This is a genomic window from Lysinibacillus sp. AR18-8 (genome assembly GCF_001705465.1).
In the GTDB taxonomy this organism is placed as follows: Bacteria; Bacillota; Bacilli; order Bacillales_A; family Planococcaceae; genus Lysinibacillus; species Lysinibacillus capsici.
In genome coordinates, this window is the sequence record NZ_MDGU01000014.1 from 1 (window position 1) to 26263 (window position 26263).

Genomic DNA, 26263 nt, shown 5'->3' on the forward strand with positions numbered 1-26263 from the left:
AGATGTGTATAAGAGACAGGTTCAAATAAGGACTTATATTCAATCACAAAAAACACCTCAAAGATTCTGGCTATATATTCATAGCCAGTGAATCCTCAAGGCGTTCCCGTAGGTATAATTAATTCTAGTTTTTAGTTACTAATACTTGATCAGCTTTAACCCATTCTGTGCCTAAATTGTACCAACCATCTTTAGCTGCATGTACTTTATAAGTTCCTGGTGCTAATTGACGTTTAATTGCTCCATTAGGAGAACTATAGGTATTAATAGTAGATGTAACAGTTGCATGGTGGTTAGCAATAGTTCCATAAGCATGGTGAACATAACCAGACCCTACATTATAGAATAGAGTTCCATCAGCTGCATATTCTCTTTGACCATACACTTTGTATTTTCCACCAGCTTCAAGTTGACCGATAATTTCATATCCAACATTTTTAAACACATTTGCTTTCTGAGTAATTGTAATCGTTGCCCAAGTTCCATCATAAGTATGGTAGTTAACTGTTGGTTTGTCCCCGTTTAAATAAGGCATAGGGTCTACAGCCTCTGATTGAGACACTCGTGCTTTTTCATATATTTCAAAGTGCACGTGTTGACCAGTTGAACTCCCACTGTTCCCCATAACACCAATTTTATCACCTTGATTTACAGTTTGACCAACAGAGACACTAATAGATTGTAAATGAGCATAAAGTGTATCATATGTTTTCCCATTAATACTGTGTCGAACTATTACATAGTTTCCATAACCACCATTACATGTATTACCGATAAAACCATTATTAGAACAACCACCAACGGCTTTGTTAATCACACCCGCAGCAGAAGCGTGCACCGGTACATTGGAGTTACTATTTGCAATGTCAACTCCATAATGCATTGAACCACTTCTCATGCCATAAGGGCTTGTATAAATACCTTCAGCTGGTTTTATAAATACCTGTTTCATCAAACATTCTCCTTTTTTGCTTTCTATATTTTAGTAGTATTAGATTAAATACTATATTGATACTCTTTAATTAAGTAATTACCAAAAATATATACTGAAATTAATAGGGAATTAATAGAATAAGCCCATTACCAATTAAGCTAATGGGCTTAAGCTTTTTAATTTATTTCTTCTATAACTTAGGGATTCTTTTTGTATTAATTCAGTGTTGTTATACCACTGTTCATGGCTCCAGCTAAGCCTTGAAGGATACGTGATGCACCAGCTTCTGCTTTCACACCAGTATTAGTTGTAACAATGTTATATGGAAGTGCTGTTGAACCTGCATGGTTAGCAATTGCAGAAGTCAAATTACCAGAAGTCATCAATGTGTGACCACCATACCAAGCTGTTGTGTAAAGGTAAGCTGTTACTGAAGCTGGGTCACCGTTTTGTTCTACGAGAATATTGTACTGTAAATTAGAGTTAGCAATATATTTTGCTTCAGGAATACTCTTAGAAGTGAAGTGTTGATAACCCGCTAAAGCATAACCAGACGTTGGAGCAGATGAACTACCCGGTTCTTTTGAACCTCCAGGAGCTGCGTTTGGACTACCTTGCATAAAGTTAGGAAGACCAATTTCGAACGAACGACCTTCGTTTAAAATTTGAGTGTTGTAGTAGTTCATGATCTCAGCTGCTGTCTGTTGACAAACGTGAGAACTTAAAGCTACTGCATTTTTGAATTGAGGAACTTTTGTAGTTAAACCTAGTTCAGCAATTCGGTAAGCACGAGCTGCTAGGTTAAGCCCCCAGATAACAAATGCATTGTAACCAGAAGAAGGGAAGTATCCACGCATTTGGTCAATATTACCACCGTTATCACCGGCACGACCTGCGCCAATGTTTACGCAAAGTTCAGTTAAACCGTTGTATACACGAGAATTACCATATGATTGACGTAGACGTGTACACATTTGCGTGAACCAAGCGCTTAAGTCCGAATAGATTGCATTACCAGCACCATTAATAGCAGTATTGATAAAGTGAACTGCCCCTAAACCAAGAACCGTACCATTAAGTGCTGTAGTAGCATGTTTTGCACCCCCTAATGAACCAACACTAACTGTTACGCCATTACCATTTGATAAGTTTACGTTTTTGTAACCAGCTTCAGCCTTAATACGATTGTAGAAGTTGCTAACATAACTAGTAAGTAGTGTACGAAGTTCATTTTGAGTTACTGGGTTAGATGAACTAGCTTGTGTATATGAAGCCATATTAGCTTCTTTTGCTAGAGCTAATGCTGCATAAGCTCCTAAAGCTAAAATTGGGTTTTCTGGACCAATATTGTTTGGGTTAGCTGGATTAATAAATGATTTGTAGTTGATTAAAATCCGGTGAATACGAGTCAAGATTTGACCACGAACTGTGGCAGAAGATGCATTAGAGTAAAGTGATGTCAAGAATAGCAATTGACTTCCAGCACGTTGACGTGTAACTCCTGCTGATTTCTTTAATGTACCAAAAATATCATGGAAGTTAGTTTTTGATCCTGAATCTGCTGCCAAACGTAATGCACCATCTCCCATAAGGTTAGTAAAGATTTTTTCTGCTTCTGTTTTGACTGTAAATGCCAAAGAAATCATCCCCTTTATATTTTATAGAAAGCTAACTTCACTAAGAACATTTGTTCTTGTTTTAAATATAGAACAAATGTTCTTATTTTTCAAGGGAATATATTTATTTTAAGGAAAATAAATGAATTATTTATTGAATTCATATACTAGTACTAGTATAATTAAAGTATAGAAAGGAGGTGAACAAAGTGGATTATGATAAGGTTTTAGCTTATCTAGTCGCAGTCGCTACAGTAATTAATTTGCTGACAGGCTCAGCAAAAATATTCAAGACATGCGAACAGGTAAGCAAAATAAAAAGCGACGCCCCTCTACCAAAGGAAAACGTCGCAAGTAAGCTGTGAAGGAGGTTTGCGCCTCCTTCCCTATAATCTTATCACATCCATTGTATTATGAAAAATATCGGATATGTAGCTGCTTTAGCATTAGCCTTGTATATCTTAACTGACATGGTTGACTGGAGTGAACCAAAGTTTTTTGATTACTTCATGATTGTGACTTACTCACTATGTCTAATTTTAGTAATATTCAACATCGTAATGTATTTCAAGAAAAGGAAGGATTAAAAATGGATAAAAATTCACAAACCGAAGCTAATAAACGTTGGCAGGAGAAGAACAAAGAGCGTTCAAAATATATTAGCGCGCGATCAAGAGCACGTAGCTTTATTAAAAACCACGCTTTAGAGGAAGACTTAGACGAGTTTATGGAATTGATTTTAGAACGCAAACAAATATTAAATGAGATGAAAACAGACCAAGATGGCTTGTAGCTGTCTTGGTTTTTCTTGTTCTGTAGCCACATTTACAATTCTTTTCTATACTATTAAAAGCTCATTTTCAATACAAAAAAGAGCACCAATTTTGGCACTCTAAAGACTCGTAAATCTTCTTTCGTTATTGGAGAGATTGTAATAATTTGAATTAAATAAGTTTGCATTAGGTTCATTAGTGACTTCCAAAGATATATATTTTTGCTCATCATTCTTTTCATAAGCAAAAATTAAATACTTTTCTATAACAGTGCTCGTTTTTTCTTTTGCTCGCCCACCAATTATAGCACCTAAGGAACCAAAAAGATTATCCCCTGCTATAGCTCCTCTAGCACTACTTACCCAACTTTTTTGAATCTCAACATCTGTTTCTATTAGAATATCGGTAACTTTATTTATATCTAACTCGATTGTGTCCTGAGCCCTTTCAAAAATGACTTTATCTGTGCATCTGTAAACAAATATTTCAGCACCTTCAGCAATCGGTAAAACAGCGATGCTGCTATTAATATTGTTTGAAGAAAAAATGAAGCAAAATAAGGATTTTTATTTTAGTGATATTGAATCTATTACATTAAATCACCTTTTTCCACGATGGAAAGATAATTATGCTAAACAACATTATAGTGCACGATCATTTCATGATAACTGTACGTATTTAGAGAAACGCATTCTTACTATTTTTGGTGATATCAAATTAAAGTAGATGTAGTGTTTTTTGTAGGTGATTTACAGAAGAAAAAACGAAGATTAGACGGCAAAGAAAGCGAGTTAGCCCCTTCCACTATTCATAATATTTACAAGGCGTTCGCTAGTATTATGAATGTAGCAGTTGAGTGGAATTTAATCGAGGAGAGTCCTTGTAAAAATATAAAGCTACCAAAACTCAAATATGAAGAAGGTAAGGCCTACAGCGAGGAACAAGTTAAATTATTGTTTGAGCGATTAAATAATAGAGAGACTGCTGAAAAACGGTTGTTAGTTGAACTAGCCGTGGTAAGTGCTGCTCGACAAGGTGAACTAGTTGCCATTGAAGAAAAACATTTAAACGTCGAAAACAATACCTTATTAATAGAACAAGCTTTAGTTAATTTAACTGGGGATGGAATTATCGTAAAAGAAACAAAAGGTAAAAGAAAACGAGTAGTTACTATTCCTTCAAATATTATGAATGATTTAGTAACGCTTGCTGCAGTGAAAAAATATCAACTAGAAGAGGCTGGCGATGAACGAGTATGGGAAGGGCATACTTTTCTTTTTTCAAATGAGTTTGGTAAACCATATCGACCAGATTCAATAAGTCAGTGGTGGGATCGTTTTATGAAAAAGAATCCCGATTTATTTAGAATCCGTTTTCACGATTTAAGACACACTTCTGCTACCCTCTTAATCCATGCTGGTGAACATCCAAAAGTCATTCAATCTAGATTAGGTCAATCTTATATCACAACTATCATGAATACTTATGGACATCTTTTACAAGAAACGGATCAGCGAGCCAGTTCCCACTTTGATAAACTTTTTGATGATAAAGATTGATTGGGCACCTCTTGGGCACCAAACAAAGAATTATACATTCTTGCATAAAAACAAAAAGCCTTACAACCGTTGTGGCTGTAAGGCTTTTATTGACGTCCCAGGAGGGATTCGAACCCCCGACCGACGGCTTAGAAGGCCGTTGCTCTATCCAGCTGAGCTACTGAGACATGATGTCGTTTCTTATGTATTCCATAGGAAGGACAATATTTATTATATGTACTTTATAGCATAATGTCAACATTAATTTTACTATGCAGGCAAGGTTTGCCTCATATTTTTTATCATATGTTGCTACAGCATCCATTATACCATTTCTTCCCCCTCTTAACAGGACGGATAGCAAAATATTTGCTACACTATTGGCGATAAAAAAGTAGGAGGTTTGTGGATGTTTAAAGATTTAGTCGTTATGGTCACAGGTGGTGCACAAGGGATTGGTAAGGGTATTACGCTTGCATATGCACAACAAGGTGCAAAAGTGGTGATTGCTGATTTGAAGGCAGGCTTAGGTCAACAGTTAGAACAGGATATGCTTGCTCAAGGCTACTCTGCATTATTTGTGCCAACGGATGTGACAAAGGAACAGGATATCATCCATTTAATGCAGCGAGCTGTTGAGCAATATGGGACCATTCATATATTAATTAATAATGCTGGGAAGTTTCAGCATCAATCTCCCTATGAGGTGACGTTTGATGAGTGGCAGGATTTGTTGCAGACGAATTTAACGGCTACCTTTTTCTGTGCCAGGGAGGCTGCAAAAGTGATGCGGCATAATGCAAAGGGTGGTTCCATTGTTTCGCTGGCCTCAACGCGAGCTGAAATGTCAGAGCCTCATACAGAAGCTTATGCGGCTACAAAGGGTGGTATCATAGCGTTAACACATGCTTTAGCGCGATCTTTAGGGCCAGATCAAATTACAGTGAATTGTATTTCACCTGGGTGGATTGAAACAGGTGATTACGAGGCACTACGGCCAATCGATCATGCGCAGCATTTGTCAGGAAGGGTTGGTCTGCCTGAAGATATTGCACAGGCTTGTCTCTATTTAACAAACCCGATCAATAACTTTGTGACAGGTATTAATCTTACAGTTGATGGTGGCATGACGAAGAAAATGATGTATGAAGCGTAATTTTGTTGTCTCTTCTTTTCTTTCTTGTTCTTCATACTCCGAGATTCCTTAGAGTATGCTACTGTAGGAGAAAGAACAAGAAGGAGTGAAGCCTTGTACCCCTATTCAAATGGTTTTTCATTAAGCCAGCTGTATCATGCTCCCTATACGCAGTATACGGCTCCGATTCGTCACTTTTTACAGTCAAATGATTACCGACGCTGTATTAGTAAAGGCGAAGCAGACTTTATGGCTATGAACCGCTTACTTTGGATGGAGCATGTGAATTGGACACGGATGACTATTATAAGCATTGTGTTTAATTTGCCTGATTTACCCTTTGTGCAGCAGCGTTTGCTACGCAATGCAACCGATTTAGGGAATTGTTTACGCCCCTTTTATGGTGACTCCGTGGCGGATCGTTATGCAGCTTTAATTAAAGAGCATCTGGTAATTGCGGCTCAATTAGTGACAGCTGCTGCGAAAGGTGACGCTACCACAGCGGAAGCTAAAGAGAGGGAATGGTATCGTAATGCAGATGATATTGCTTTCTTTTTGCATACAATCAATCCATACCTAACTAGAGAGGCCGTACAAAAAATGTTTTATACGCATTTAGCTTTAACGAAAAATGAAGCTGTCACGATGATACAAAAAGATTATCAGGCAGATGTAGAGGTATTTGATGAAATTGAAGCAGAGGCACTTGCGATGTCGGATATGATTGCCAGCGCCATCGTTATGCAATTTTGCTACCTCTTTTAATGCAAAAATCTTGATGGATTTATGATTATTTTATGCTCAACTACTGGAGGAAAAACTCTCGCCGTTTTGTTTTTAGCATAATGAGCACGAGGCTGCATGCCCTGAAGTTTCCCCTTCATAAAAGAGGCTAATGTATTGCTTTCAATCGTTACGTTGGCTCTTTTTAATTCCCACGGGGAGTGGTGAATATCAATGCGAAAAAGTGTATCCTTCCATTTCGCCCATGAATGGTAGCGCTCTACAATCCATCGGTCAAAATTAGTATTGGTCTTGTCTCCTATAGTATAAATAACCCTCAATCTTTCGTCACATGCTTTGTAATGGCTTGTATATGAATAGTGATTCCCTCTTTGTTTTACTAGGATGTTGGAATGGCGATATGGCAAGCTACCTATTGCCGTAATTTTTGATAAGAAATTATTCGTCACATCTAAATGAAAAAAATAAATGCCTTTCATGCCGTTATACTCCACATATGTTCGGACATTCAATTGTAAATAGGTATTCATCCCAGGAAGAGGTGGTAAAAAGCGTAGCCGATGTCGATAAACTTTAAAAAGGACAGCACTAAGCCAGGCATTTTGTTCAAAGAGATCGAGCTTCAGTTCTTTAGGTACATGTTTTTCGAGTTCTTGAGGGGCTATCGGCCAATGTAAAAATAGAACATCTTGCCATGTTTGAGTCATCATCCACATCGTAAAACTCCTTTCTAATCACTAGTTTTTCCTAGAAAGGAGTTCTTCAAACAAACGATCTATTGATTTTGGTCAGCAGACTCTATTTCGACATAACGATAATATAAGTTTCGTAATTCAGATTCTTTATATAAGCCTAAATGACTTTTAAATTGAGGATGAACCATAATTCCATGAGCACGTAAAACTTTGACAAACCAACCCTTTGAATACTTATGCACCAACCCTATTCTCCTTTATTTTTATTCATACATAGAATATGCGTTTGAATACGGTAGAGTGCCTTTACAAATAAAAAACGAGAGAATAAATAGCTCTCGTTTTTAGTTATGTGCCACAAAACGTACGATATGGTTGATTAGTCGGTTCAGGTAATGAAGCGTATTCTTGTTGGTCTTTCGTATGAGCATAAGGCTGGGCTAGGACTTTTAGTAAGTTGTTCATCACACTATAATCGCCTTGTTCTACAGCCGCTTCCAAAGCTTCTTCTACCCTGTGGTTACGCGGAATAACAGCTGGATTATGTTGGCGCATTAATTGTTGTGACATATCTTTGTTTTGCTGCTGTCTTGCTAATCGAGCTTGCCATTTGTGATACCAGTCCTTAAAAGCTGATGCATTAAATAATGGGGAATCCTCCAATTGCTCAAACGTTAAGGCGATAAATGTATTCGTATAATCTGCTTGATATTGCTGAAGAAGCTGAAGAAGCTCTTCAACAAGCTTGATGTCTTCTTGCTCCTCATTAAAAATGCCTAGCTTTGCACGCATACCTTCCAACCAATTTTCTACATATAATTTTGGATACTGTTGTAGCGTTTCTTGTGCCAGTTGAATGGCTTTTTCTTGATCATCATCAATTAAAGGTAGTAAGGACTCTGCTAAGCGCGTTAAATTCCAGCCACCGATATTGGGCTGATTTCCATAAGCATAGCGTCCTTGGTGATCAATCGAGCTAAACACAGTCGCAGGATCATAGATGTCCATGAATGCACAAGGACCATAATCAATGGTTTCACCGCTAATGGTCATATTATCGGTGTTCATGACGCCATGGATAAAGCCCACTAACTGCCACTTTGCTATAAGGGAGGCTTGTTTCTTTATGACTTCATTTAACAAATAAAGATAACGATTTTGATTGCCAATATTAGCTGCGTAATGTCGTTCTATTGCATAATCAGCTAAAAGCTGTAGCTCCTCATCTGTCCCCCATTGCGCAGCATATTGAAATGTCCCTACCCGCAAATGACTACTTGCAACTCTTGTGACAATAGCGCCTGGTAGTTCTGTTTCTCGAATAATCATTTCACCTGTAGTGACTACTGCTAGACTACGTGAAGTTGGGATCCCTAGTGCAAACATCGCTTCACTAATAATATACTCCCTTAGCATTGGACCTAATGCTGCTCGCCCATCTCCACCCCGAGAATAAGGTGTTCTACCTGATCCTTTTAGAGCAATATCATACCGTTCCTTTTGAGGTGTGATTTGCTCCCCATATAATAGAGCTCTACCATCACCTAGCATATTAAAATGACCAAATTGATGCCCTGCGTAAGCCTGTGCAATCGGTTCGCCACCTTCTGGGATTGTATTACCAGCTAAAACGGCTAATGCTTCCTCACTCTTTAAAGCCTGAATGTCTAACCCAAGTGAGGCTGCAACTGATTCATTTAATAAGATCAATTTTGGTGAACGAACAGGATTTAACGATATGTCGGAATAAAAAATACTTTGTAGTTGAACGTAACTATTATCAAAATGCCAGCCAATTGTTTTTTTCATGTTTTCTCCTTTATTGCCTTTACGATTTATTTTTGCTATTTCAGCATGAATCATTCATAGGCAATTTTACCATTATCAGTAGTCCAAATAAAAATCCGCATACTTTACTAGTTATGCGGATTTTCTCTATTATTGTCGATCAAATGTATATGTAGCCATACATTGATTATCATCTGTCATGCAATCAACTTTAAAAGATGTCGCATTGATTTCCACAACAGCAAAGCTTTTCTCTTTACGACCACGTGGTTTTAATAAGCTGCCTGGATTTAAAAATAGGATATCATCCATCATTTCGGCACCAAGAATATGTGAATGACCAAAGCAAACAATCTGTGCACCTACTTCTTTAGCACGATAGGATAATGATAAGATGGAATTTTTCACATTGAATAAATGACCGTGTGTCACAAAAATCTTTACATCATGGACCGTGAACATTTCTTCTTCAGGGAAAGCTTTCTCACGATCACAGTTTCCACGTACTTTTTTCAATCCTTCTAATGCCTCATGTGAATAGGGAAGTTCACTATCTCCACAATGAACCACAATATCTATTTCAGGATAAAAACCTTTAACCTTTTCGATGACATGGCTGTCACCATGTGTATCGCTCATAACAAGCATTTTCATGGATATCACCTCTTATTTGATAAGATTCGGTAATTGCTCCTTTAACTTGCGAATTGCATTGCCTCGGTGAGAAATAGAACCCTTTTCCTCTGGTGAAAGCTCAGCCATCATTCGATTTAAGCTTGGCACAAAAAAGATTGGATCATAGCCAAAGCCATTCGTTCCACGCTTTTCATGGGCAATGACGCCTTCACATGTACCAAATACCGTTGTTGTTGCGAAATCAGGTCCTGCAATTGCAATACAGCAGCAAAAACGTGCTGTACGTTTGTCATCTTCGACACCTTGTAAATTTTCTAACAGTTTAATCATGTTTGCTTCATCGTCATGGTCACTTGCATAGCGAGCGGAGTACACACCTGGCTCACCATTTAATGCATCTACTGCTAAACCACTGTCATCTGCAATAACAATGGTATTAAGCTCCTTCGCCAATGCTTCTGCTTTTAAGATGGCATTTTCTTCGAATGTTGTTCCTGTTTCTTCTATTTCCATATCTGGTGCCACTTCAAACATTGTTACGACTTCATAACCAAGTGGTCCAAATAATGCTTCAAAATCTTTTGCTTTTCCTTTATTTTTTGTGGCGATGACTACTTGTTTCATATTATTGATTCCCTCCAACTTTGTGTGCCAGTTCACCAAGCGTTATTTTTTGAAGCTCAACTAATTGTTGTATGCCTTTTTCACCTAATGCTAACAATTCATTTAGTTCTTCACGAGAAAAAGTAGCTTCCTCACCAGTACCTTGTAATTCAACAAATCGTCCTGCGCCTGTCATCACAATGTTCATATCAACAGCTGCAGCCACATCTTCTACATAATTTAAATCAAGAATAGCGCCTTGTTCTTCAACGATCCCAACACTTGTAGCTGCTAAAAAGTCTATTACTGGGAATTTTTCAAATGGCTTTTCTTCAGCAAATTTAGCAATGGCCTGTGTCATGGCAACAAATGCTCCCGTAATGGATGCTGTACGAGTACCGCCATCCGCTTGAATGACATCACAGTCAATCCATACAGTACGTTCGCCTAGCGCTTCTAAATCGACTACAGCACGCAATGCACGCCCAATCAAGCGCTGAATCTCCATTGTACGACCATTGACTTTCCCACGAGAGGATTCACGTGGTGTCCGTTGAGCGGTTGCACGAGGCAACATGGAATACTCGGCTGTAATCCACCCTTTCCCTTGCCCACGTAGAAAACCAGGTACCTTGTCTTCAATCGTTGCGGTGCAAATTACTTTTGTATTGCCTACTTGAATTAATACGGAGCCTTCAGGGTGTAATAGATACTCACTATCTATTTTCACAGGTCGTAGCCCATCTGCATTTCTACCATCATATCTTGTCATATATATCGTTCCTCCTAAAAACTTTCGCGCCCTCATCTTATCATAATTTGTGCCATCAAAAAAGTACTCGGTGGCTTATGTACAATGCTGAAAACGGCAAAAATCAGCCTAGCCTGTTGCTAAGCTGATTTTTTATTTTAATGTGATACGTTTTATGTCGAGAGTACCTTGCTCTAACCAATTCTCAGCAATCGAACGGAAAATTGGGACAGAACCAGTTGCAAAAAATCTATGAGCAGGCACCGCATTTGCATTTGCTAAAGTGCCATTATACGCTAACATTTCCTGTACATCCTTTGCTGTTTCCTCCGCAGAAGATAAAACATTCACATCTTCTCCGACAACAGCTTCAATTTGTTTTTGTAAAATAGGATAATGTGTACACCCTAAAATAACCGTATCAAATTGTCGATTTTTCAACGGCTTTAAGCCTTCTGCTATTAAATTATTTGCAAAGTCACCTTTATATTCGCCACTTTCTACAAGTGGTACGAATGTGGGACAAGCTAGTGGAATAATATGTGTTGACGTATTGAGTGACAATAAGGCTTCTTCATACGCCCCACTTTTAATTGTTCCTTCTGTTGCAAGCACAACGACTTCATGTCGCTTCGTTTTTTTTACAGCTGCACGTGCGCCAGCATTGATAACACCTAGTACTGGAAAAGGCATATTTCTTTGTAAACTTTCGAGTGCTACTGCAGTCGCTGTATTACAAGCTATAACGAGCATCTTAACATTCATTTTTTCGAGTGCTTTTGCCATTTGCCAAGTAAAATTCCGTACTTCCTGACGACTTCTTGGACCATACGGACACCTTGCTGTATCGCCAATATAATAAATCGTTTCGTTTGGCAATCGCTTCATGATTTCTTTTGCTACGGTTAAACCGCCTACTCCTGAGTCAATAACGCCTATCGGGGCATTCATACTTTCCGCCTCAATCCTGTTTCATGTGTACATGTAGTTTTTCTAAATAGCTTGATAATTGCGCGACTTCTTGTTCATTAAAACCAACAAGCATCTCTTGCAAATATTGCTGTCTTTTTTCAATTACTTCTTGAATGATACGTTCGCCCTTTTCGAGAAGATGAACGACAACGACACGGCGATCATTTTCATCACGCACACGCTTGACTAATTCATTTTTCTCCATTCGGTCCACTAAATCTGTTGTCGTGCTAAAAGCTAAATATAAACGGTTTGATAATTCGCCAATTGTAATATCACCAAGCTCTTCTAACCACTGTAATGCAACAAATTGTGGCGGCGTAATCGCATAATCGGAAACAATTTCTCTTCCCTTTTGCTTCACGATGGCCGCTATATAGCGTAATTCCTTTTCAACCGTTGCAACGGTTTCAGGTGAGTGCTTTGTTACTTCATCCGACATATAACTATTTCACTCCTAAAAATACGTTGAATAGTTCTATTTTGTCGTTTTTTTCACGAAATAGCAAGTGTCCATTAGTCTAATTTAAATTCTTCCAAGCGTAACAGCTCAATTAACGCCTGAGATCGATTCGTTACACCTAGCTTTTGAATTGTATTGGAAATGTGATTTCGCACTGTTTTTTCACTAATACCAAGCTGCTCTGCAATATCTCTCGTTGTTTTTTCAGCTAATAAAAGCGCAAATATTTCACGTTCTCGGTTTGTTAAAAGAGAACGATGATGAGAGCCATTCATTCAGTTACACCCTCCTCCCCCGCACGTATTGTAACTTATGTTAAGGGGCAGGAAGCGGTGACGGCTATTTGCATGATTATTCCATGTTTCCTTAAAAATTTCGAAAATTACATTGTTACATTCATAAATTTTACGTAAAAAGCAAAACCTACTATTTCAATAAATTTACATATACTTATATATTGAACTAGTGAGGCAGAATGGCCAACTGAATGAATTTCGTTTTTTCTTCCTCTGAAATCGGCACACTTTTACCTGTACGAGGATCCATTTGTACAATTGTTCCACGACCAGTGAAACAGATTTCGTCCTTTTGATTTTTTGCTAGATAGTGAATGTCCATCGACGAATTCCCAACTTGCGCGATTTTTGTATAGATTCGTAGTACGTCATCAAAGAAAACCTGCTTTACATAATCGCATTGTAAATCGGCTACAATAGGTATAGATTTCACATTCTCTTCTCCAACTGGGGGCATTAAAATTCCTAAATGTCTGAAGTAATCAATTCTTGCTTGCTCAAAATATGTAAAGCTAATCGTATTGTTCATATGACCATACATGTCTGTTTCTGAAAATCGCACTCGTACCTCGCTAAAAAATGAAAAACCCTTTTCCCACTCTTGAAAATTATCGATATAATTTGCCTTCATGATATACCATCCCCTGTCATGTAATTGCCCGTCTTTTATCAATCAACGGCAAACAAAATGAATACATATTCATTATAAAAGAAAATGCTATATTATCATAGAAAAAATGTAAATAAACAACTTGATAAATTTCATTTCTATAACTATAAAAAACTCCCTTACACTTCGTGTAAGGGAGTTCAGCTTGTCCGTATATTAGTCTACGTAGTGGTCAGAACCGAAGAAGTTACGGAACATTTGCACTGTAGTTGCACGGTTTAATGAAGCGATGGATGTTGTTAAAGGAATCCCTTTTGGACATGCAGCAACACAGTTTTGAGAGTTACCACAGTTTGCAAGGCCACCGTCACCCATAATCGCATTTAAACGTTCATCTTTAATCATAGCACCAGTTGGGTGAGTGTTGAAAAGACGTACTTGTGATAATGGAGCTGGTCCGATGAATGAAGCTTTTTCAGACACGTTTGGACATGCTTCCATACATACACCACAAGTCATACATTTAGATAGTTCATAAGCCCATTGACGTTTACCTTCTGGCATACGTGGACCTTCACCTAAATCATACGTACCATCGATTGGTACCCATGCTTTAACTTTTTTAAGCGCGTTGAACATACGTTCACGGTCAACTTGTAGGTCACGAATAACAGGGAATGTTTTCATTGGCTCCAATTTAATCGGCTCTGTCAATTGGTCTACTAGTGTAGAACATGATTGACGTGGACGGCCATTGATCACCATTGAACATGCACCACAAACTTCTTCTAAACAGTTCATATCCCATGATACTGGTGATGTGTTTACACCATCTTCAGTAACAGGATTTTTTTGAATTTCCATTAAAATTGAAATTACGTTCATACCATGACGGTAAGGCACTTGGAATTTTTGCCAGTAGCTATTGCCGCCTTGTGTATCTTGACGTAAGATTTCCACTTTGACCATTCTTCCAGTATTAGCTGCGATTTGCATAACTTTTAGTCTCCTTTCGCAGAGTAGTCGCGTTTACGTGGTGGGATTAATGAAACGTCGACTTCTTGGTACGTGATGATTGGATTACCAGTAGCTGGGTCAAACTTCGCCATTGTTGTTTTTAAGAAGTTCTCATCATCACGGTTAGGGAAATCAGGTTTATAGTGTGCACCACGAGATTCATTACGTAATAGTGCACCTTTTGTCATTACTTTTGCAAGCACTAACATATTTTTAAGCTGACGTGTAAAGTGTGCGCCTTGATTGCTCCATTTTTGCGTATCATTGATGTTGATGTTGTTCCAACGCTCAGTAAGCTCATCAAGTTTTTTCAATGTATCTTCAAGCTGATCATTGTAACGTACTACAGTCATTGTAGCAGTCATCATTTCACCAAGCTCTTTATGCAGTAAGTAAGCGTTTTCTGTGCCTTCCATTTTCATGATAGCATCCCATTTCGCTTGTTCCTCTTTTACACGAGCATCGTAAATCTCTTGTGGAAGATCTTCAGCATGCTTTTTAAGGTGTTTTACATAGTCTACTGCGTTTGGTCCTGCAACCATACCACCGTAGATAGCAGATAATAATGAGTTTGCACCAAGACGGTTTGCACCATGTTGAGAGTAATCACATTCACCTGCTGCAAATAGACCAGGAATTTCAGTCATTTGATTGTAGTCAACCCATAATCCACCCATTGAATAGTGAACTGCTGGGAAAATTTTCATTGGTAATTTACGTGGGTCATCCCCTACGAATTTTTCATAGATTTCGATGATACCACCAAGTTTAACGTCCAATTCATGTGGATCTTTATGTGAAAGATCTAGGTATACCATGTTTTCGCCATTGATACCAAGTTTTTGGTTTACACAAACGTCGAAAATTTCACGTGTTGCAATATCACGTGGTACTAAGTTACCATAAGCTGGGTATTTCTCTTCTAGGAAGTACCAAGGTTTACCGTCTTTATAAGTCCAAATACGACCACCTTCACCACGAGCTGATTCTGACATTAGACGGTTTTTGTCATCTCCAGGAATCGCTGTTGGGTGAATTTGAATGAATTCACCATTCGCATATGAAGCACCTTGTTGATAAACGATAGAAGCAGCAGAACCTGTGTTAATAACAGAGTTTGTTGTTTTACCGAAGATAATACCAGGGCCACCAGTCGCCATAATAACAGCGTCTGCACGGAATGATTTAATTTCTTCTGTACGCATATCTTGCGCTACGATACCACGACAAACGCCGTCTTCATCGATAATAACACCAAGGAATTCCCAGTGTTCATATTTATTTACTAAACCAGCTACTTCATGAGAACGAACTTGCTCATCTAGCGCATATAGTAATTGTTGACCTGTTGTTGCACCAGAGAAAGCTGTACGGTGCATTAAAGTACCACCAAAACGACGGAAATCTAAAAGTCCTTCTGGTGTACGGTTGAACATAACACCCATACGGTCCATTAAGTGGATAATGCCAGGTGCTGCATCACACATACCTTTAACTGGTGGTTGGTTCGCTAGGAAGTCCCCACCATAAACTGTATCATCAAAGTGGATCCATGGAGAATCCCCTTCACCTTTAGTATTTACCGCACCATTAATTCCGCCTTGCGCACAAACAGAGTGTGAGCGTTTTACAGGAACTAATGAGAATAAATCAACTTCAGTACCAACTTCAGCTGCTTTAATCGTTGCCATCAGACCGGCAAGACCACCGCCGACAACAATTATTTTGCTTTTCGCCATGATTATTTCTCACTCCTCTTAAAAAATTGCAATGATTGCATGTGCTCTATCGTAGCTTCTATTGAATTATACGAAAGCTAAAATAGCAGCCACACCAACTACACTTAGAATTACGAAAAGAATGTTTGTTACGTAAGTAGCGATCTTTTGAGACTGAGGAGATTGTGTAATACCCCAGCTTACTAGGAATGCCCATAAACCGTTAGATAAGTGGAAAGTTGCTGATAAAATACCAACAATGTAGAATCCAAGCATGAATGGATTAGCAACAATATTCGCCATCATGTCGTAATCAACGTGTGTGCCAAGTGCTTTTTGAATACGAGTTTGGAAAATATGCCATGCAATAAATATCACTAAGAATACACCAGTAAAACGTTGTAAAGAGAACATCCAGTTACGGTACGTGCTGAAACGTCCTGTGTTTGGTGTAGCAGTGAATGCAATGTAGACACCATAGAATGCGTGGAACATTAATGGAATATAGATGACAATCCATTCAACTAGGATAAGGAATGGAATCTTTTCCATTACTGCGGTAGCATCGTTGTAACTTTCTGCCCCGCCTGTTGCTGTAAAGTTAATGAACAGGTGCATCGTTAAAAACAGACCTACTGGAATGATCCCAAGTAGAGAATGTAAGCGACGCCATAAAAACTCTCGATCTTTCGACAAGACTGTTACCCCCCTTAGTACTTAAAATAGCACAACAAAAGAAGTCATCATTTTGTAAATGATACTTCATTGACTGTGTATTTCATCATGGTACAATATTATGACATGTTTATTGTACTCTCAAGAGCTACGAGCGTCAAGGCAACTCGGAGTTTTTCATAGAGCTTATTAAAGAACTAATCTAGTACATGATGCGTCGTTTTTTCTCGAAAAATCTATCATTACTTTATTACCGTTAAATTTTAAGAAAATTCTAAGAAAGAAGGATAACAATGTTAAACACTCCATCTCCTACAATCTCATCATTTGGCTATGAGATCATTCGTGATCATATTCTATCTTCTATACTTGGTAAACATGAAGATGACGTCCTTTATTGGGCAGGTAAAGAGCTTGCTCGCAAGTTCCCATGTAAAAGTCAAGATGAACTTATCGCATTTTTCGCAGATGCCTGCTGGGGTACATTAGAACTCATAAAGGAATCAAAAGATGGACGTATTTTCCAGTTGACAAATGACCCTGAAATTCTTCAAATAAAGCAGCGTAGCTTTAAACTTGAAGCAGGATTTATAGCAGAGCAAATTCAACTAGCTAAAGGCTACCTGACAGAATGCTATAATGAAAAACGGGAAAAGCAACAATACGTCATGTTTACAGTCAAATGGGACGTTAAAGAACGTATTATGAATACCATTCCCACAGAATAATTAAAAAGGATTGTCTCCCATTAAAGAATGGGATGACAATCCTTCTTTTTTCTTCCTTTTATTTCGGTCAATTACATAAAATGCTGTTTCTTCTATTATTATATGTAAAGTGCTTGCTCTAAATTAAACTCATCATGGAGAGCATTAGCTGCTTGGATCATATCATCCTGTGGTACAACAACGGACACTTTTATTTCAGAAGTACTAACCATTTTTACAGGGATATTTTCACGACGTAACCGATCAAACATACGAGCAGCAACGCCTGGATTGGAAGCCATGCCTGAACCAATAATAGAAACTTTTGCTAGTCCAATTTCGAAGTCAGCAAAACTAAATCCAAGTGATAATTTACTATCCTCTAAAACACGTAATGCTTCCGCAAATTCCTCTTTTAAAATGGAAAACGATACAGTTGGCTTCAACCCATCAATAATGGCTTGGACAATAATATCTACATTAATACGGTTCTCTGCAAGAACCGTAAATATATCTGCTAATGAAGCATTGGAAAAAGCATCATACCCTACTGTTAAACGAATAATATCTGATTCAAATGCAACACCACGAACGACTAAATTTTTTTCCATTTCCACTTCCTCCTTCAATAAAGTGCCTACTGATTCTATTAAACTTGAACGTATAATAACAGGCATTTGAAATTTCTTCGCTAACTCCACCGCACGAGGATGTATGATATGAGACCCTAAATTCGATAATTCCAACATTTCATCATATGAAATTTCTTGAAGCTTTTGGGCATTGGGAACATATCGTGGATCTGCTGTATAAACACCATCCACATTTGTATACATATCTACTCTCTCCGCTTCCAACGCTATGGCAAGTGCAACAGCAGCTGTTTCAGCTCCACCTTTTCCAAGCGTGGTGATATTGTGCACTTCGTCAATCCCTTGTTCTCCAGCAATAACCACAATTTGTCCCTGTGCAAAATGTTCTTCCATACGACTAATATCTATATAGTCGATACGAGCATGTCGATACATACCATCCGTATGTATACCAGCTTGCCATCCAGTTAGAGACACAGCCTCATAGCCTGCTTCCTGCAAAGCGATGGTAAATAAAGCACTAGATAATTGAGATCCAGTTGACAAAACTGCATCTAATTCTCTTTTCGACACATCGTCAGTTAGTTGGTGTACCATCATTTTCATCTCTTTCGCAGTGTGTCCCATCGCTGCAACGACCACTACTACATCCAATCCTTTGTCCTTTTCAGCAATCGCTTTCCTAGCAGCCTCTTGGATTTGTTCAGTAGAAGCTAATGCAGCTCCTCCAAACTTCATCACGATTTTAGCCATTTCTTTCGTTCTCCCTTCCAGTTCATGTATTTCACCAAATTATGGGGGGTAAAACCGTTTCTAGAAAACTAAAAGGCAGCCTCCACATAACGTGAAAGCTGCCTATAACATGTACAATAATCGTAACTTGCGCATGTGTGATAGCTCTCCGAAACGTTTAGAATCGACAGTCTTACATTTCTTAAATGCAAAACCAGTACAACAATGGAACAACAATCCTGTACTTCGGCAAGCTCCCCTTTCACACAATATCTCTGGACTTGTCCATCCTCCATCGTGTTACTCTTGAATCTTGCACCTCTATCATCACTTTAAAGTGAATGTATTCAATTCATTAAGCCTTTGCGTAAACAAACTAGTCACGCAGTTGACTCTTCATAACATTGAAAACAATGTTATTTATAACCATAGCACATGCCTATTCCTTTGACAATGATTGTTGCTGAAAATAGCTAAAAATTTGGCTTGCTAAATTAGCGGGCATCCCAGCCTCCTGTAATGCTAGCTCGCTCGCCTCTCGAATTTTTTTGACTGAACCGAAATGTTTAAGCAGCTGTTGCTTTCGTTTTGGTCCTACCCCTTCAATATGATCTAATACAGATTGAATGGCATGCTTCTCATGCTGTTGACGCAAGAAGGTAATAGCAAAGCGATGGACTTCGTCTTGAATTCGTTGTAATAAATAAAAGCCATCACTTGTACGTTTTAAGCTAATCACTTCTGGTGGATCACCAAACAAGAGCTGAGATGTATTATGCTTATCATCCTTGGCTAAACCAGCAATCGGTATAACAAGACCAAGCTCATCTTCTAGTACTTCACGGGCTACTTCCATTTGTCCCTTACCACCATCAATTAAGACTAAATCTGGTAATGGTAGTCCTTCCTTTAAAACACGTATATAGCGACGACGTATAACCTCCTGCATTGCACCGTAATCATCATGCTTGGCTGCTGTACGCGTTTTATATTTTCGGTACTCCTTTTTCGCAGGCTTCCCATCAATGAAAACAACCATAGCAGACACTGCATCCGTTCCATGCATATGACTATTATCAAAAGCTTCAATTCGTAAAGGTGTACTAATACCCATTGCTTCACCAAGTGCCTCACAAGCACCAATCGTACGTTCTTCCTGACGCTCTATTAGCTGGAATTTAGCTGCCACAGCAATTTCAGCATTTTTGGTAGCTAATTCAACCAATTCCTTCTTTTGACCTCTTTTCGGTGTGAGCACTTTAATTTCTAATAATTCTGTTAAGATAGCTGCATCAATGGCTTGTGGAATAAAAATTTCTTTTGGCTTAATATGCTCTGGCTTTTCATAAAAGCGCCCAACAAATGTTAAAAATTCTTCCTCTGCATCTTGATAGATGGGGAAAATTGAGACATCGCGCTCAATCAGCTTTCCTTGGCGTACAAAGAAAACCTGAACACACATCCATCCTTTTTCAACAGCATAGCCAAATACATCTCGATTTGTTGTATCACTTGAAACTATTTTTTGTTTCTGCATAACCGTATCAATATGGGCAATTTGGTCTCGGAATTCCTTCGCTCGCTCAAATTCCAGGTTTTCTGCAGCTGCTAGCATTTTAACTTCAAGCTCTTTTTTGACTGCCTCCACACCACCATTTAGAAACTTCGTCATATCCTCAATCATTTCTTGATAAACCTGACCTTCAATTTCCTTCACACAAGGTGCTAAGCATTGACCCATGTGATAGTACAAGCAAACCTTGGAAGGTAATTGTACACATTTGCGCAGCGGATACAATCGATCCAATAGCTTTTTCGTTTCACTTGCTGCATAGGCATTCGGATAAGGACCAAAATATTTTGCCTTATCCTTTTTTACCTTCCGTGTCGTAATCAGACGAGGATGTTTTTCATTCGTAATTTTTAAATATGGATAGGTCTTATCATCCGTTAACATGACATTATATTTTGGATCATGTAATTTGATGAGATTCAGCTCTAAAATAAGTGCTTCAATATTTGATGACGTTACAATATACTCAAAATCTTCTATTTCACCTACAAGCCTTTGCGTTTTCCCTTCATGTGTTCCCGTAAAATAAGAACGTACACGGTTTTTTAGAACTTTTGCTTTACCGACATAAATGATAGTCCCTTGTCGATCCTTCATCAAATAGCAGCCAGGTTGATCTGGTAAAATATCCAGTTTTCGCTTTATTAAATCGTTCATTACCTACCTGCCCCCCTAAGTAAAAATTCCCCTCATTAGAATAATGTTAGTTATTTTCTTTATTATATAACGAAAAAAAGCCGAACACATCAATTGATGGCTCGGCTTTGTGAACTTCATTCATTACGCATGTTTTGCGATAAATGCTTCTAAAGCTTCTTTTGGTTGGAAGCCTACTGTTTTGTCAACTAATTCTCCATCTTTAAATAATAGTAAAGATGGGATTGACATAATTTGATACTGAGCTGCAGTACCTTGGTTATTGTCAACGTCAACTTTTACAATTTTAGCCGCACTACCTGCTGCGTCCATTTCTTCAAGAACTGGCCCAATCATTTTACATGGCCCGCACCAAGCAGCCCAAAAGTCTACTAGTACTAACCCTTCTTTAATATCGTCCTGGAACGTAGCATCTGTTGCATGTACAATTGCCATTTGAAATCCTCCTTAAACTTACTATGCTTGTAGTATAGCATGGATAAATTCACTTGAGCGAACAATCTGCCTACAATGTATTTTTTATGCAAATCTGTGTCGAAAAATCAATACACAGTCATTAATTGACTTGATAACGACCCTTCAATACATAGGTTAACGTAATAAAAAGGTAAATAGCTAACGTAATGCCTGTCACAATAATAGATGTGGTGAAAATAATTCCGATGAGAATCGCACTTAACGCCAATATAGCTATCCAAGTCGTATAAGGGAACCATTTTACTTCATAGGCACTTGTGTGTTCTGCTTGTTTTTTACGTGATTTTAAATGTGCAATCGCAATAATTAACCAAATAAATAACACAGTATAACCAAGTGATCCCATTAGAAAATCAAATGTTTTGCTTCCCGCATATAAAGATAAAATGACCCCTAAATACATCGCTAAAGTACACATTAAAATAGCATATACTGGTACTTTTCGTTTCGATAAATAAGCAAAGATTTTAGGCACACGTCCATCTACAGCCTGTGTATATAGTACGCGTGATGATCCATACAGTCCTGAATTCATTGATGAAATAATGGCAAGTAAAACAACAGCGTTCATAATATGGTCTGCCCCTGGAATACCAACCATTTTAAAAACCATGACAAACGGGCTTTCAGGAACCCCATTTACTTCATTCCAAGGAATCAAGCTTACGATAATAAAGAATGGCAGTAAGTAAAAAGTAACAATACGTACTAATGTACTGCGAACAGCTTTTGGCACTACTTTTTCCGGATTTTTCGTTTCAGCTAATGTAATCCCGATGATTTCTGTCCCACCATAGGAGTAGATAACTACAAGCATTGCAGCAATTAATCCCGTCGAGCCATTAGGGAAAAACCCACCATGCTCCGTTAAGTTAGCAAAACCAACAGCACTATGATTTCCAAACGTCACAAGCAATAAAATAAGTCCTGCAATGATAAAGACAATAATAACAGTAATTTTGATTAATGCTAGCCAATATTCTGTTTCTGCAAAGATTTTTACGGATAATAAATTAATCGCTGTTACTAACACAGAAACAGATAGTGCCAGTATCCAAATTGGATATTCTGGTAACCAATATTGAATAAAGATAGCAGCCACGACAGACTCTGCTGCAATATTTAAAACCCACATTTTCCAGTAGATCCAATCTAGGAAATACGCAGGGTATTTACCTAACACGGATTGCACTAAATCTCTAAAGGTTCTTGCTTCTTTATTACGCACGGCCATTTCTGCTAAGCCTTGCATAACAAATAATAAAATAATGCCGCCGATTAAATACGCAATCAGCACAGATGGTCCTGCCATATCAATGGCTGCACTACTTCCTTTAAATAATCCCGCGCCAATGGCACCACCTAACGCCATCATCGTGATATGACGCGAGGTCATTGTTCTTGTTAATTGTTGCTTGTTTTTTTCCACTTTCTTACCTCCTAAATATCAAAAAAGCATACCATCTATTCCTTCATCATCAAATGAAAGAAGAGACGATATGCTATCAGCAAACCGCGGTACCACTCTAATTGGCTCTTGAGAACCCAGCTTAAAAAACCTTGTAACGAAGGTTAATCGTCAAACAAATAGAATAATCTGATAATTCTATTTGTGTTACCACTCCTAGGCAAGTTCAAAGTCTTATTGGTCTGCGTTGCACCAACCCGCAGCTCTCTTCACCGAATAACGAGCTTTTACTACTCCTAATCTTTGCGTTTCAAATCATTAATGTATCCATCACTATAATGTCTATCGTTAATTATGTCAATATTTTATTTTGCAATAATTTTCAAATAGTACTTTTTAAAATGGAAAGCAATATAAAAAAACAGGAAGGGTTATCCCTTCCTGCATCTGTATTACGCATTCACTTTTAATGCTTTAAATTCTTCAATTAGAAGCGGAATAACTTCAAATAAATCTCCTACGATACCATAATCCGCTACTTTGAAAATATTTGCTTCAGGATCTTTATTGATAGCAACAATGACTTTTGAATTGGACATTCCAGCTAAATGCTGAATTGCGCCCGAAATACCTGCTGCAATATAAAGATCTGGTGTTACAACCTTACCTGTTTGTCCGATTTGCAGCGAGTAATCACAGTATTCAGCGTCACATGCACCACGTGATGCACCTACTGCACCGCCTAGTAAATCAGCTAGCTCTTTTAATGGCTCAAAGCCTTCTTCTGACTTCACGCCACGACCACCTGCAACAACTACTTTCGCTTCTGAAAGATCTACACCTTCTGAAGATTTACGAACAACTTCTTTAATAATTGTGCGCAGATTTGTAATCTCTACAGAGATGGCAGACACATCACCTGTTTTACCTTCTGCTTTTTCTAAAGGTGTAATGTTATTTGGACGAATAGAAGCTAAGACAACGCCTTCTTTAACTTTTACTTTTTCAAAGGCTTTACCAGAGTAAATTGGTCGGATGAATACCACATCGTCGCCTGCACCTTCAATAGCAGTGACATCAGATACTAGACCTGCTTGCAATTTGCTTGCAATTTTTGGCGATAAATCTTTCCCATTTGCTGTATGACCAAAGACAATACCTGCTGGTTGTTCTTGCTCGATAACAGCTAATAGTGCTTGACTATAGCCATCAGATGTATATTGTTTTAAATGCGGGTGTTCCACTGTTACTACTCGATCAGCACCATATTCAAATAATGGACCTGTTAAACCTGCTACAGCATCCCCTAAAAGTACCCCAACAACTTCGCCACCATCAGCGATTTGTTTTGCAGCTGCAATTGCTTCGAAAGAAACATTACGTAAGCTTCCTTCACGAACTTCACTTAATACTAATACTTTTTTTGACATAGCATATTCCCTCCGTTACCCTTTAAGATTCGATTGACATCAAATAATTAAACAACTTTTGCTTCCGTGTGAAGTAGATTTACCAGTTCTTTTGCTTGGGCAGAAAGGTCGCCTTCTAAAATACGGCCTGCTGCTTTTTGAGCTGGTAAGAAGATGTCTACGGTTTCAATCTTCACTTCTACATCATCTTCATCGATATCTAAATCATCTAACTCAAGCTCTGCAAGCGGTTTCTTTTTCGCTTTCATAATACCTGGTAGAGATGGGTAACGAGGCTCATTTAAACCTTGCTGAGCAGTTACTAATAACGGTAAAGAAGTTTCAATTACCTCTGAATCACCTTCGATATCGCGAACAATTTTCGCAGATGTTCCGTCAATTTCAAGTTTTGTAATCGTAGTTACATAATTCATATCCAATAAATCAGCAACACGTGGACCAACTTGCCCTGAACCACCATCAATCGCAACATTTCCTGTTAAAATTAAATCTGCATCTTTATCTTTTAAGTATTCTGCTAGTAGATAAGCTGCTGCATGTTGGTCCAGCTCATCTAAATCATCTTCTGTATTAATAAGCACTGCTTCGTCTGCTCCCATAGCAAGTGCTGTACGTAATTGCTTCTCTGCATCCTCGCCACCAATTGTCACCACTGTTACCTTACCACCAGCAGCATCGCGAACTTGGATTGCCTCTTCAATGGCATATTCATCATAAGGGTTGATAATGAATTCTGCGCCGTCCTCTTGGATTTTACCACCCGACACAACGATTTTTTCTTCTGTATCAAATGTGCGTTTAATTAATGCAAAAATGTTCATATATCCATACCTCCTGGAACGTTTTATAATTCTAAGTAAACTTATAAATATTATATATTTTCAGTTTCGATAACGCCGATAACATACTGAACGTTGCTATCGACATTTGGAAAATTATTTGCCAGTAAACACAGGCTCACGCTTTTCAATGAATGCTTGAATTCCTTCTTTGGCATCTTCTGTGACAAATACTGTCCCAAAGGATTTAGCCTCTGCTTCAATGCCTTCATAGAATGATGCATGCTTTGCATATTGCAATGTTTGAATAGCTGCTTTTAAAGCAATTGGGCTTTTCTTAGCAATGCTCTTAGCAATCTTTAACGTTTCTTCTAGCAATGCTTCGTCTGAGAATGAACGGTTTGCTAAGCCCCACTGAACAGCTTCATTACCAGAGATTGGTTCACTTGTAAACATCATTTCAGCAGCCTTTGCTACTCCAACATAGCGTGGTAAGCGCTGTGTACCACCAAAACCAGGAATAAGCCCTAATTGTAATTCAGGTAAACCTAATTTTGCTGATTCAGTGACAAATCGCATATGACAGCTCATTGCTAACTCAAGCCCTCCGCCTAATGCCGCACCATGGATGGCTGCAATTACAGGCTTAGAAAACGATTCAACACGCTCAAAAACCTGCTGCCCGTTGCTAGCTAGCTTTGTAAATTCCTCACCAGATTCTACCCCAATAAATTCTTTAATATCTGCCCCTGCAGAGAAGAAACGGCCTTCACCATGAAGTACAAGGACTCTTACAGCATCATCGTGTTCTACAGCATCAAGCACAGCGTTAACTTCTGCAATAATACCGCGAGATAATGCATTTGCTGGTGGACGTGCAATTGTAATAATCGCTACTCCATCTTCTACTTTCCAACTTAGAAATTCCATTTCTCCACATCCT

The 26263-nt window shown here is 38.3% G+C and carries 28 protein-coding genes, 1 tRNA gene, 1 riboswitch and 1 other annotated feature; of the genes, 6 read left to right on the forward strand and 23 right to left on the reverse strand.

Annotated features, from left to right (window positions below; translation table 11 throughout):
* Window positions 1-124 precede the first annotated feature (124 nt).
* Window positions 125-883 carry a M23 family metallopeptidase gene (locus BFM98_RS12055; RefSeq protein WP_254660030.1) on the reverse strand — a complete coding sequence of 253 codons (759 nt, stop codon included), beginning with the start codon at window positions 881-883 and terminating at the stop codon, window positions 125-127.
* Window positions 884-1149: 266 nt separating this feature from the next.
* Window positions 1150-2580, reverse strand: coding sequence for a calcium-binding protein (locus BFM98_RS12060; protein WP_066037517.1), 1431 nt, complete (start codon window positions 2578-2580; stop codon window positions 1150-1152).
* Between the two features lie 179 nt (window positions 2581-2759).
* Between BFM98_RS12060 and BFM98_RS23995 the strand changes: the two genes are divergently transcribed.
* The 3 genes from BFM98_RS23995 (at window position 2760) to BFM98_RS12075 (ending at window position 4882) form a co-directional block, all read left to right on the forward strand.
* Window positions 2760-2915: a hypothetical protein gene (locus BFM98_RS23995; protein WP_156181904.1), complete on the forward strand. Its 156-nt coding sequence runs from the start codon at window positions 2760-2762 to the stop codon at window positions 2913-2915.
* Between the two features lie 224 nt (window positions 2916-3139).
* Window positions 3140-3343 (forward strand): hypothetical protein, encoded by a 204-nt coding sequence (locus BFM98_RS12065; RefSeq protein ID WP_048393700.1) that lies wholly within the window; start codon window positions 3140-3142, stop codon window positions 3341-3343.
* A 711-nt stretch (window positions 3344-4054) separates the two neighbouring features.
* A complete protein-coding gene (locus BFM98_RS12075; RefSeq protein WP_066037519.1) occupies window positions 4055-4882 on the forward strand; it encodes a tyrosine-type recombinase/integrase in 828 nt (275 codons plus the stop codon).
* A 93-nt stretch (window positions 4883-4975) separates the two neighbouring features.
* Here the strand turns inward: BFM98_RS12075 and BFM98_RS12080 are convergent.
* Window positions 4976-5049, reverse strand: a tRNA-Arg gene (locus BFM98_RS12080).
* 221 nt (window positions 5050-5270) lie between these two features.
* Here BFM98_RS12080 and BFM98_RS12085 point away from each other — a divergent pair.
* Entirely contained in the window at window positions 5271-6017 is a 747-nt protein-coding gene (locus BFM98_RS12085; protein WP_066037520.1) for an SDR family NAD(P)-dependent oxidoreductase, read from the forward strand.
* A 93-nt stretch (window positions 6018-6110) separates the two neighbouring features.
* Window positions 6111-6761: a hypothetical protein gene (locus tag BFM98_RS12090; RefSeq protein ID WP_048393689.1), complete on the forward strand. Its 651-nt coding sequence runs from the start codon at window positions 6111-6113 to the stop codon at window positions 6759-6761.
* Here BFM98_RS12090 and BFM98_RS12095 read toward each other — a convergent pair.
* From BFM98_RS12095 to BFM98_RS12150, 13 genes are all read right to left on the reverse strand, one after another.
* Window positions 6758-7456, reverse strand: a complete 699-nt coding sequence (locus BFM98_RS12095) for a YqjF family protein (RefSeq protein WP_066037521.1) — start codon at window positions 7454-7456, stop codon at window positions 6758-6760. The genes BFM98_RS12090 and BFM98_RS12095 overlap by 4 nt on opposite strands.
* A 59-nt stretch (window positions 7457-7515) precedes the next feature.
* Window positions 7516-7677, reverse strand: coding sequence for a DUF2639 domain-containing protein (locus tag BFM98_RS23460; protein ID WP_083225372.1), 162 nt, complete (start codon window positions 7675-7677; stop codon window positions 7516-7518).
* A 106-nt stretch (window positions 7678-7783) separates the two neighbouring features.
* Window positions 7784-9244 (reverse strand): protein adenylyltransferase SelO, encoded by a 1461-nt coding sequence (locus tag BFM98_RS12100; RefSeq protein WP_066037522.1) that lies wholly within the window; start codon window positions 9242-9244, stop codon window positions 7784-7786.
* Between the two features lie 129 nt (window positions 9245-9373).
* Window positions 9374-9877 carry a metallophosphoesterase gene (locus tag BFM98_RS12105; RefSeq protein ID WP_066037523.1) on the reverse strand — a complete coding sequence of 168 codons (504 nt, stop codon included), beginning with the start codon at window positions 9875-9877 and terminating at the stop codon, window positions 9374-9376.
* 12 nt (window positions 9878-9889) lie between these two features.
* Window positions 9890-10483 (reverse strand): XTP/dITP diphosphatase, encoded by a 594-nt coding sequence (locus BFM98_RS12110; RefSeq protein ID WP_066037524.1) that lies wholly within the window; start codon window positions 10481-10483, stop codon window positions 9890-9892.
* A 1-nt stretch (window position 10484) separates the two neighbouring features.
* A complete protein-coding gene (gene rph, locus BFM98_RS12115; protein ID WP_066037525.1) occupies window positions 10485-11234 on the reverse strand; it encodes a ribonuclease PH in 750 nt (249 codons plus the stop codon).
* Between the two features lie 132 nt (window positions 11235-11366).
* The gene (racE, locus tag BFM98_RS12120; RefSeq protein WP_004226440.1) at window positions 11367-12164 is read right to left on the reverse strand and encodes a glutamate racemase; all 798 of its coding nucleotides are present in this window, start codon (window positions 12162-12164) and stop codon (window positions 11367-11369) included.
* Between the two features lie 10 nt (window positions 12165-12174).
* Window positions 12175-12627, reverse strand: coding sequence for a MarR family winged helix-turn-helix transcriptional regulator (locus tag BFM98_RS12125; protein ID WP_016991542.1), 453 nt, complete (start codon window positions 12625-12627; stop codon window positions 12175-12177).
* A 74-nt stretch (window positions 12628-12701) separates the two neighbouring features.
* Window positions 12702-12923: a helix-turn-helix domain-containing protein gene (locus BFM98_RS12130; protein WP_004226437.1), complete on the reverse strand. Its 222-nt coding sequence runs from the start codon at window positions 12921-12923 to the stop codon at window positions 12702-12704.
* Window positions 12924-13110: 187 nt separating this feature from the next.
* A complete protein-coding gene (locus tag BFM98_RS12135) occupies window positions 13111-13575 on the reverse strand; it encodes an acyl-CoA thioesterase (protein ID WP_066037526.1) in 465 nt (154 codons plus the stop codon).
* A 195-nt stretch (window positions 13576-13770) separates the two neighbouring features.
* Window positions 13771-14550 (reverse strand): succinate dehydrogenase iron-sulfur subunit, encoded by a 780-nt coding sequence (gene sdhB / locus BFM98_RS12140; protein WP_004226431.1) that lies wholly within the window; start codon window positions 14548-14550, stop codon window positions 13771-13773.
* A 5-nt stretch (window positions 14551-14555) separates the two neighbouring features.
* A complete protein-coding gene (gene sdhA, locus BFM98_RS12145; RefSeq protein WP_004226429.1) occupies window positions 14556-16310 on the reverse strand; it encodes a succinate dehydrogenase flavoprotein subunit in 1755 nt (584 codons plus the stop codon).
* A 66-nt stretch (window positions 16311-16376) separates the two neighbouring features.
* Window positions 16377-16985 (reverse strand): succinate dehydrogenase cytochrome b558 subunit, encoded by a 609-nt coding sequence (locus BFM98_RS12150; RefSeq protein ID WP_004226428.1) that lies wholly within the window; start codon window positions 16983-16985, stop codon window positions 16377-16379.
* A 272-nt stretch (window positions 16986-17257) separates the two neighbouring features.
* On the opposite strand from BFM98_RS12150, the gene BFM98_RS12155 reads away from it, so the two are divergent.
* Window positions 17258-17692 (forward strand): YslB family protein, encoded by a 435-nt coding sequence (locus BFM98_RS12155; RefSeq protein ID WP_066037527.1) that lies wholly within the window; start codon window positions 17258-17260, stop codon window positions 17690-17692.
* Window positions 17693-17790: 98 nt separating this feature from the next.
* On the opposite strand, the gene BFM98_RS12160 is transcribed toward BFM98_RS12155, so the two are convergent.
* The 7 genes from BFM98_RS12160 to BFM98_RS12190 form a co-directional block, all read right to left on the reverse strand.
* A complete protein-coding gene (locus BFM98_RS12160) occupies window positions 17791-19017 on the reverse strand; it encodes an aspartate kinase (RefSeq protein ID WP_066037528.1) in 1227 nt (408 codons plus the stop codon).
* 133 nt (window positions 19018-19150) lie between these two features.
* Window positions 19151-19328: riboswitch (Lysine riboswitch) on the reverse strand.
* A gap of 107 nt (window positions 19329-19435) precedes the next feature.
* Window positions 19436-21226 carry an excinuclease ABC subunit UvrC gene (uvrC, locus tag BFM98_RS12165; protein WP_048393674.1) on the reverse strand — a complete coding sequence of 597 codons (1791 nt, stop codon included), beginning with the start codon at window positions 21224-21226 and terminating at the stop codon, window positions 19436-19438.
* 123 nt (window positions 21227-21349) lie between these two features.
* Complete coding sequence (gene trxA / locus BFM98_RS12170) at window positions 21350-21661, reverse strand: thioredoxin (protein ID WP_004226420.1); 312 nt, start codon at window positions 21659-21661, stop codon at window positions 21350-21352.
* A 121-nt stretch (window positions 21662-21782) separates the two neighbouring features.
* Complete coding sequence (locus tag BFM98_RS12175) at window positions 21783-23099, reverse strand: amino acid permease (protein WP_284705897.1); 1317 nt, start codon at window positions 23097-23099, stop codon at window positions 21783-21785.
* A 91-nt stretch (window positions 23100-23190) separates the two neighbouring features.
* Window positions 23191-23424: a binding site (T-box leader), on the reverse strand.
* A 139-nt stretch (window positions 23425-23563) separates the two neighbouring features.
* Window positions 23564-24541, reverse strand: coding sequence for an electron transfer flavoprotein subunit alpha/FixB family protein (locus tag BFM98_RS12180; RefSeq protein ID WP_054549982.1), 978 nt, complete (start codon window positions 24539-24541; stop codon window positions 23564-23566).
* Window positions 24542-24588: 47 nt separating this feature from the next.
* On the reverse strand, window positions 24589-25362 hold the full coding sequence (locus BFM98_RS12185; RefSeq protein WP_004226415.1) for an electron transfer flavoprotein subunit beta/FixA family protein: 774 nt from the start codon (window positions 25360-25362) through the stop codon (window positions 24589-24591).
* Between the two features lie 114 nt (window positions 25363-25476).
* The gene (locus BFM98_RS12190; protein ID WP_004226413.1) at window positions 25477-26250 is read right to left on the reverse strand and encodes an enoyl-CoA hydratase; all 774 of its coding nucleotides are present in this window, start codon (window positions 26248-26250) and stop codon (window positions 25477-25479) included.
* Window positions 26251-26263 lie beyond the last annotated feature (13 nt).

What these genes read in the sequence shown, in the direction of transcription:
- BFM98_RS12055 (WP_254660030.1), bottom strand. Translation starts at nt 883, where the DNA reads ATGCATTATGGAGTTGACATTGCAAATAGTAACTCCAATGTACCGGTG.
- BFM98_RS12060 (WP_066037517.1), bottom strand. Translation starts at nt 2,580, where the DNA reads ATGATTTCTTTGGCATTTACAGTCAAAACAGAAGCAGAAAAAATCTTT.
- BFM98_RS12065 (WP_048393700.1), top strand. Translation starts at nt 3,140, where the DNA reads ATGGATAAAAATTCACAAACCGAAGCTAATAAACGTTGGCAGGAGAAG.
- BFM98_RS12085 (WP_066037520.1), top strand. Translation starts at nt 5,271, where the DNA reads ATGTTTAAAGATTTAGTCGTTATGGTCACAGGTGGTGCACAAGGGATT.
- BFM98_RS12095 (WP_066037521.1), bottom strand. Translation starts at nt 7,456, where the DNA reads ATGTGGATGATGACTCAAACATGGCAAGATGTTCTATTTTTACATTGG.
- BFM98_RS12100 (WP_066037522.1), bottom strand. Translation starts at nt 9,244, where the DNA reads ATGAAAAAAACAATTGGCTGGCATTTTGATAATAGTTACGTTCAACTA.
- BFM98_RS12105 (WP_066037523.1), bottom strand. Translation starts at nt 9,877, where the DNA reads ATGAAAATGCTTGTTATGAGCGATACACATGGTGACAGCCATGTCATC.
- BFM98_RS12110 (WP_066037524.1), bottom strand. Translation starts at nt 10,483, where the DNA reads ATGAAACAAGTAGTCATCGCCACAAAAAATAAAGGAAAAGCAAAAGAT.
- rph (WP_066037525.1), bottom strand. Translation starts at nt 11,234, where the DNA reads ATGACAAGATATGATGGTAGAAATGCAGATGGGCTACGACCTGTGAAA.
- racE (WP_004226440.1), bottom strand. Translation starts at nt 12,164, where the DNA reads ATGAATGCCCCGATAGGCGTTATTGACTCAGGAGTAGGCGGTTTAACC.
- BFM98_RS12125 (WP_016991542.1), bottom strand. Translation starts at nt 12,627, where the DNA reads ATGTCGGATGAAGTAACAAAGCACTCACCTGAAACCGTTGCAACGGTT.
- BFM98_RS12130 (WP_004226437.1), bottom strand. Translation starts at nt 12,923, where the DNA reads ATGAATGGCTCTCATCATCGTTCTCTTTTAACAAACCGAGAACGTGAA.
- BFM98_RS12135 (WP_066037526.1), bottom strand. Translation starts at nt 13,575, where the DNA reads ATGAAGGCAAATTATATCGATAATTTTCAAGAGTGGGAAAAGGGTTTT.
- sdhB (WP_004226431.1), bottom strand. Translation starts at nt 14,550, where the DNA reads ATGCAAATCGCAGCTAATACTGGAAGAATGGTCAAAGTGGAAATCTTA.
- sdhA (WP_004226429.1), bottom strand. Translation starts at nt 16,310, where the DNA reads ATGGCGAAAAGCAAAATAATTGTTGTCGGCGGTGGTCTTGCCGGTCTG.
- BFM98_RS12155 (WP_066037527.1), top strand. Translation starts at nt 17,258, where the DNA reads ATGTTAAACACTCCATCTCCTACAATCTCATCATTTGGCTATGAGATC.
- BFM98_RS12160 (WP_066037528.1), bottom strand. Translation starts at nt 19,017, where the DNA reads ATGGCTAAAATCGTGATGAAGTTTGGAGGAGCTGCATTAGCTTCTACT.
- uvrC (WP_048393674.1), bottom strand. Translation starts at nt 21,226, where the DNA reads ATGAACGATTTAATAAAGCGAAAACTGGATATTTTACCAGATCAACCT.
- trxA (WP_004226420.1), bottom strand. Translation starts at nt 21,661, where the DNA reads ATGGCAATTGTACATGCAACAGATGCTACGTTCCAGGACGATATTAAA.
- BFM98_RS12175 (WP_284705897.1), bottom strand. Translation starts at nt 23,099, where the DNA reads ATGACCTCGCGTCATATCACGATGATGGCGTTAGGTGGTGCCATTGGC.
- BFM98_RS12180 (WP_054549982.1), bottom strand. Translation starts at nt 24,541, where the DNA reads ATGTCAAAAAAAGTATTAGTATTAAGTGAAGTTCGTGAAGGAAGCTTA.
- BFM98_RS12185 (WP_004226415.1), bottom strand. Translation starts at nt 25,362, where the DNA reads ATGAACATTTTTGCATTAATTAAACGCACATTTGATACAGAAGAAAAA.
- BFM98_RS12190 (WP_004226413.1), bottom strand. Translation starts at nt 26,250, where the DNA reads ATGGAATTTCTAAGTTGGAAAGTAGAAGATGGAGTAGCGATTATTACA.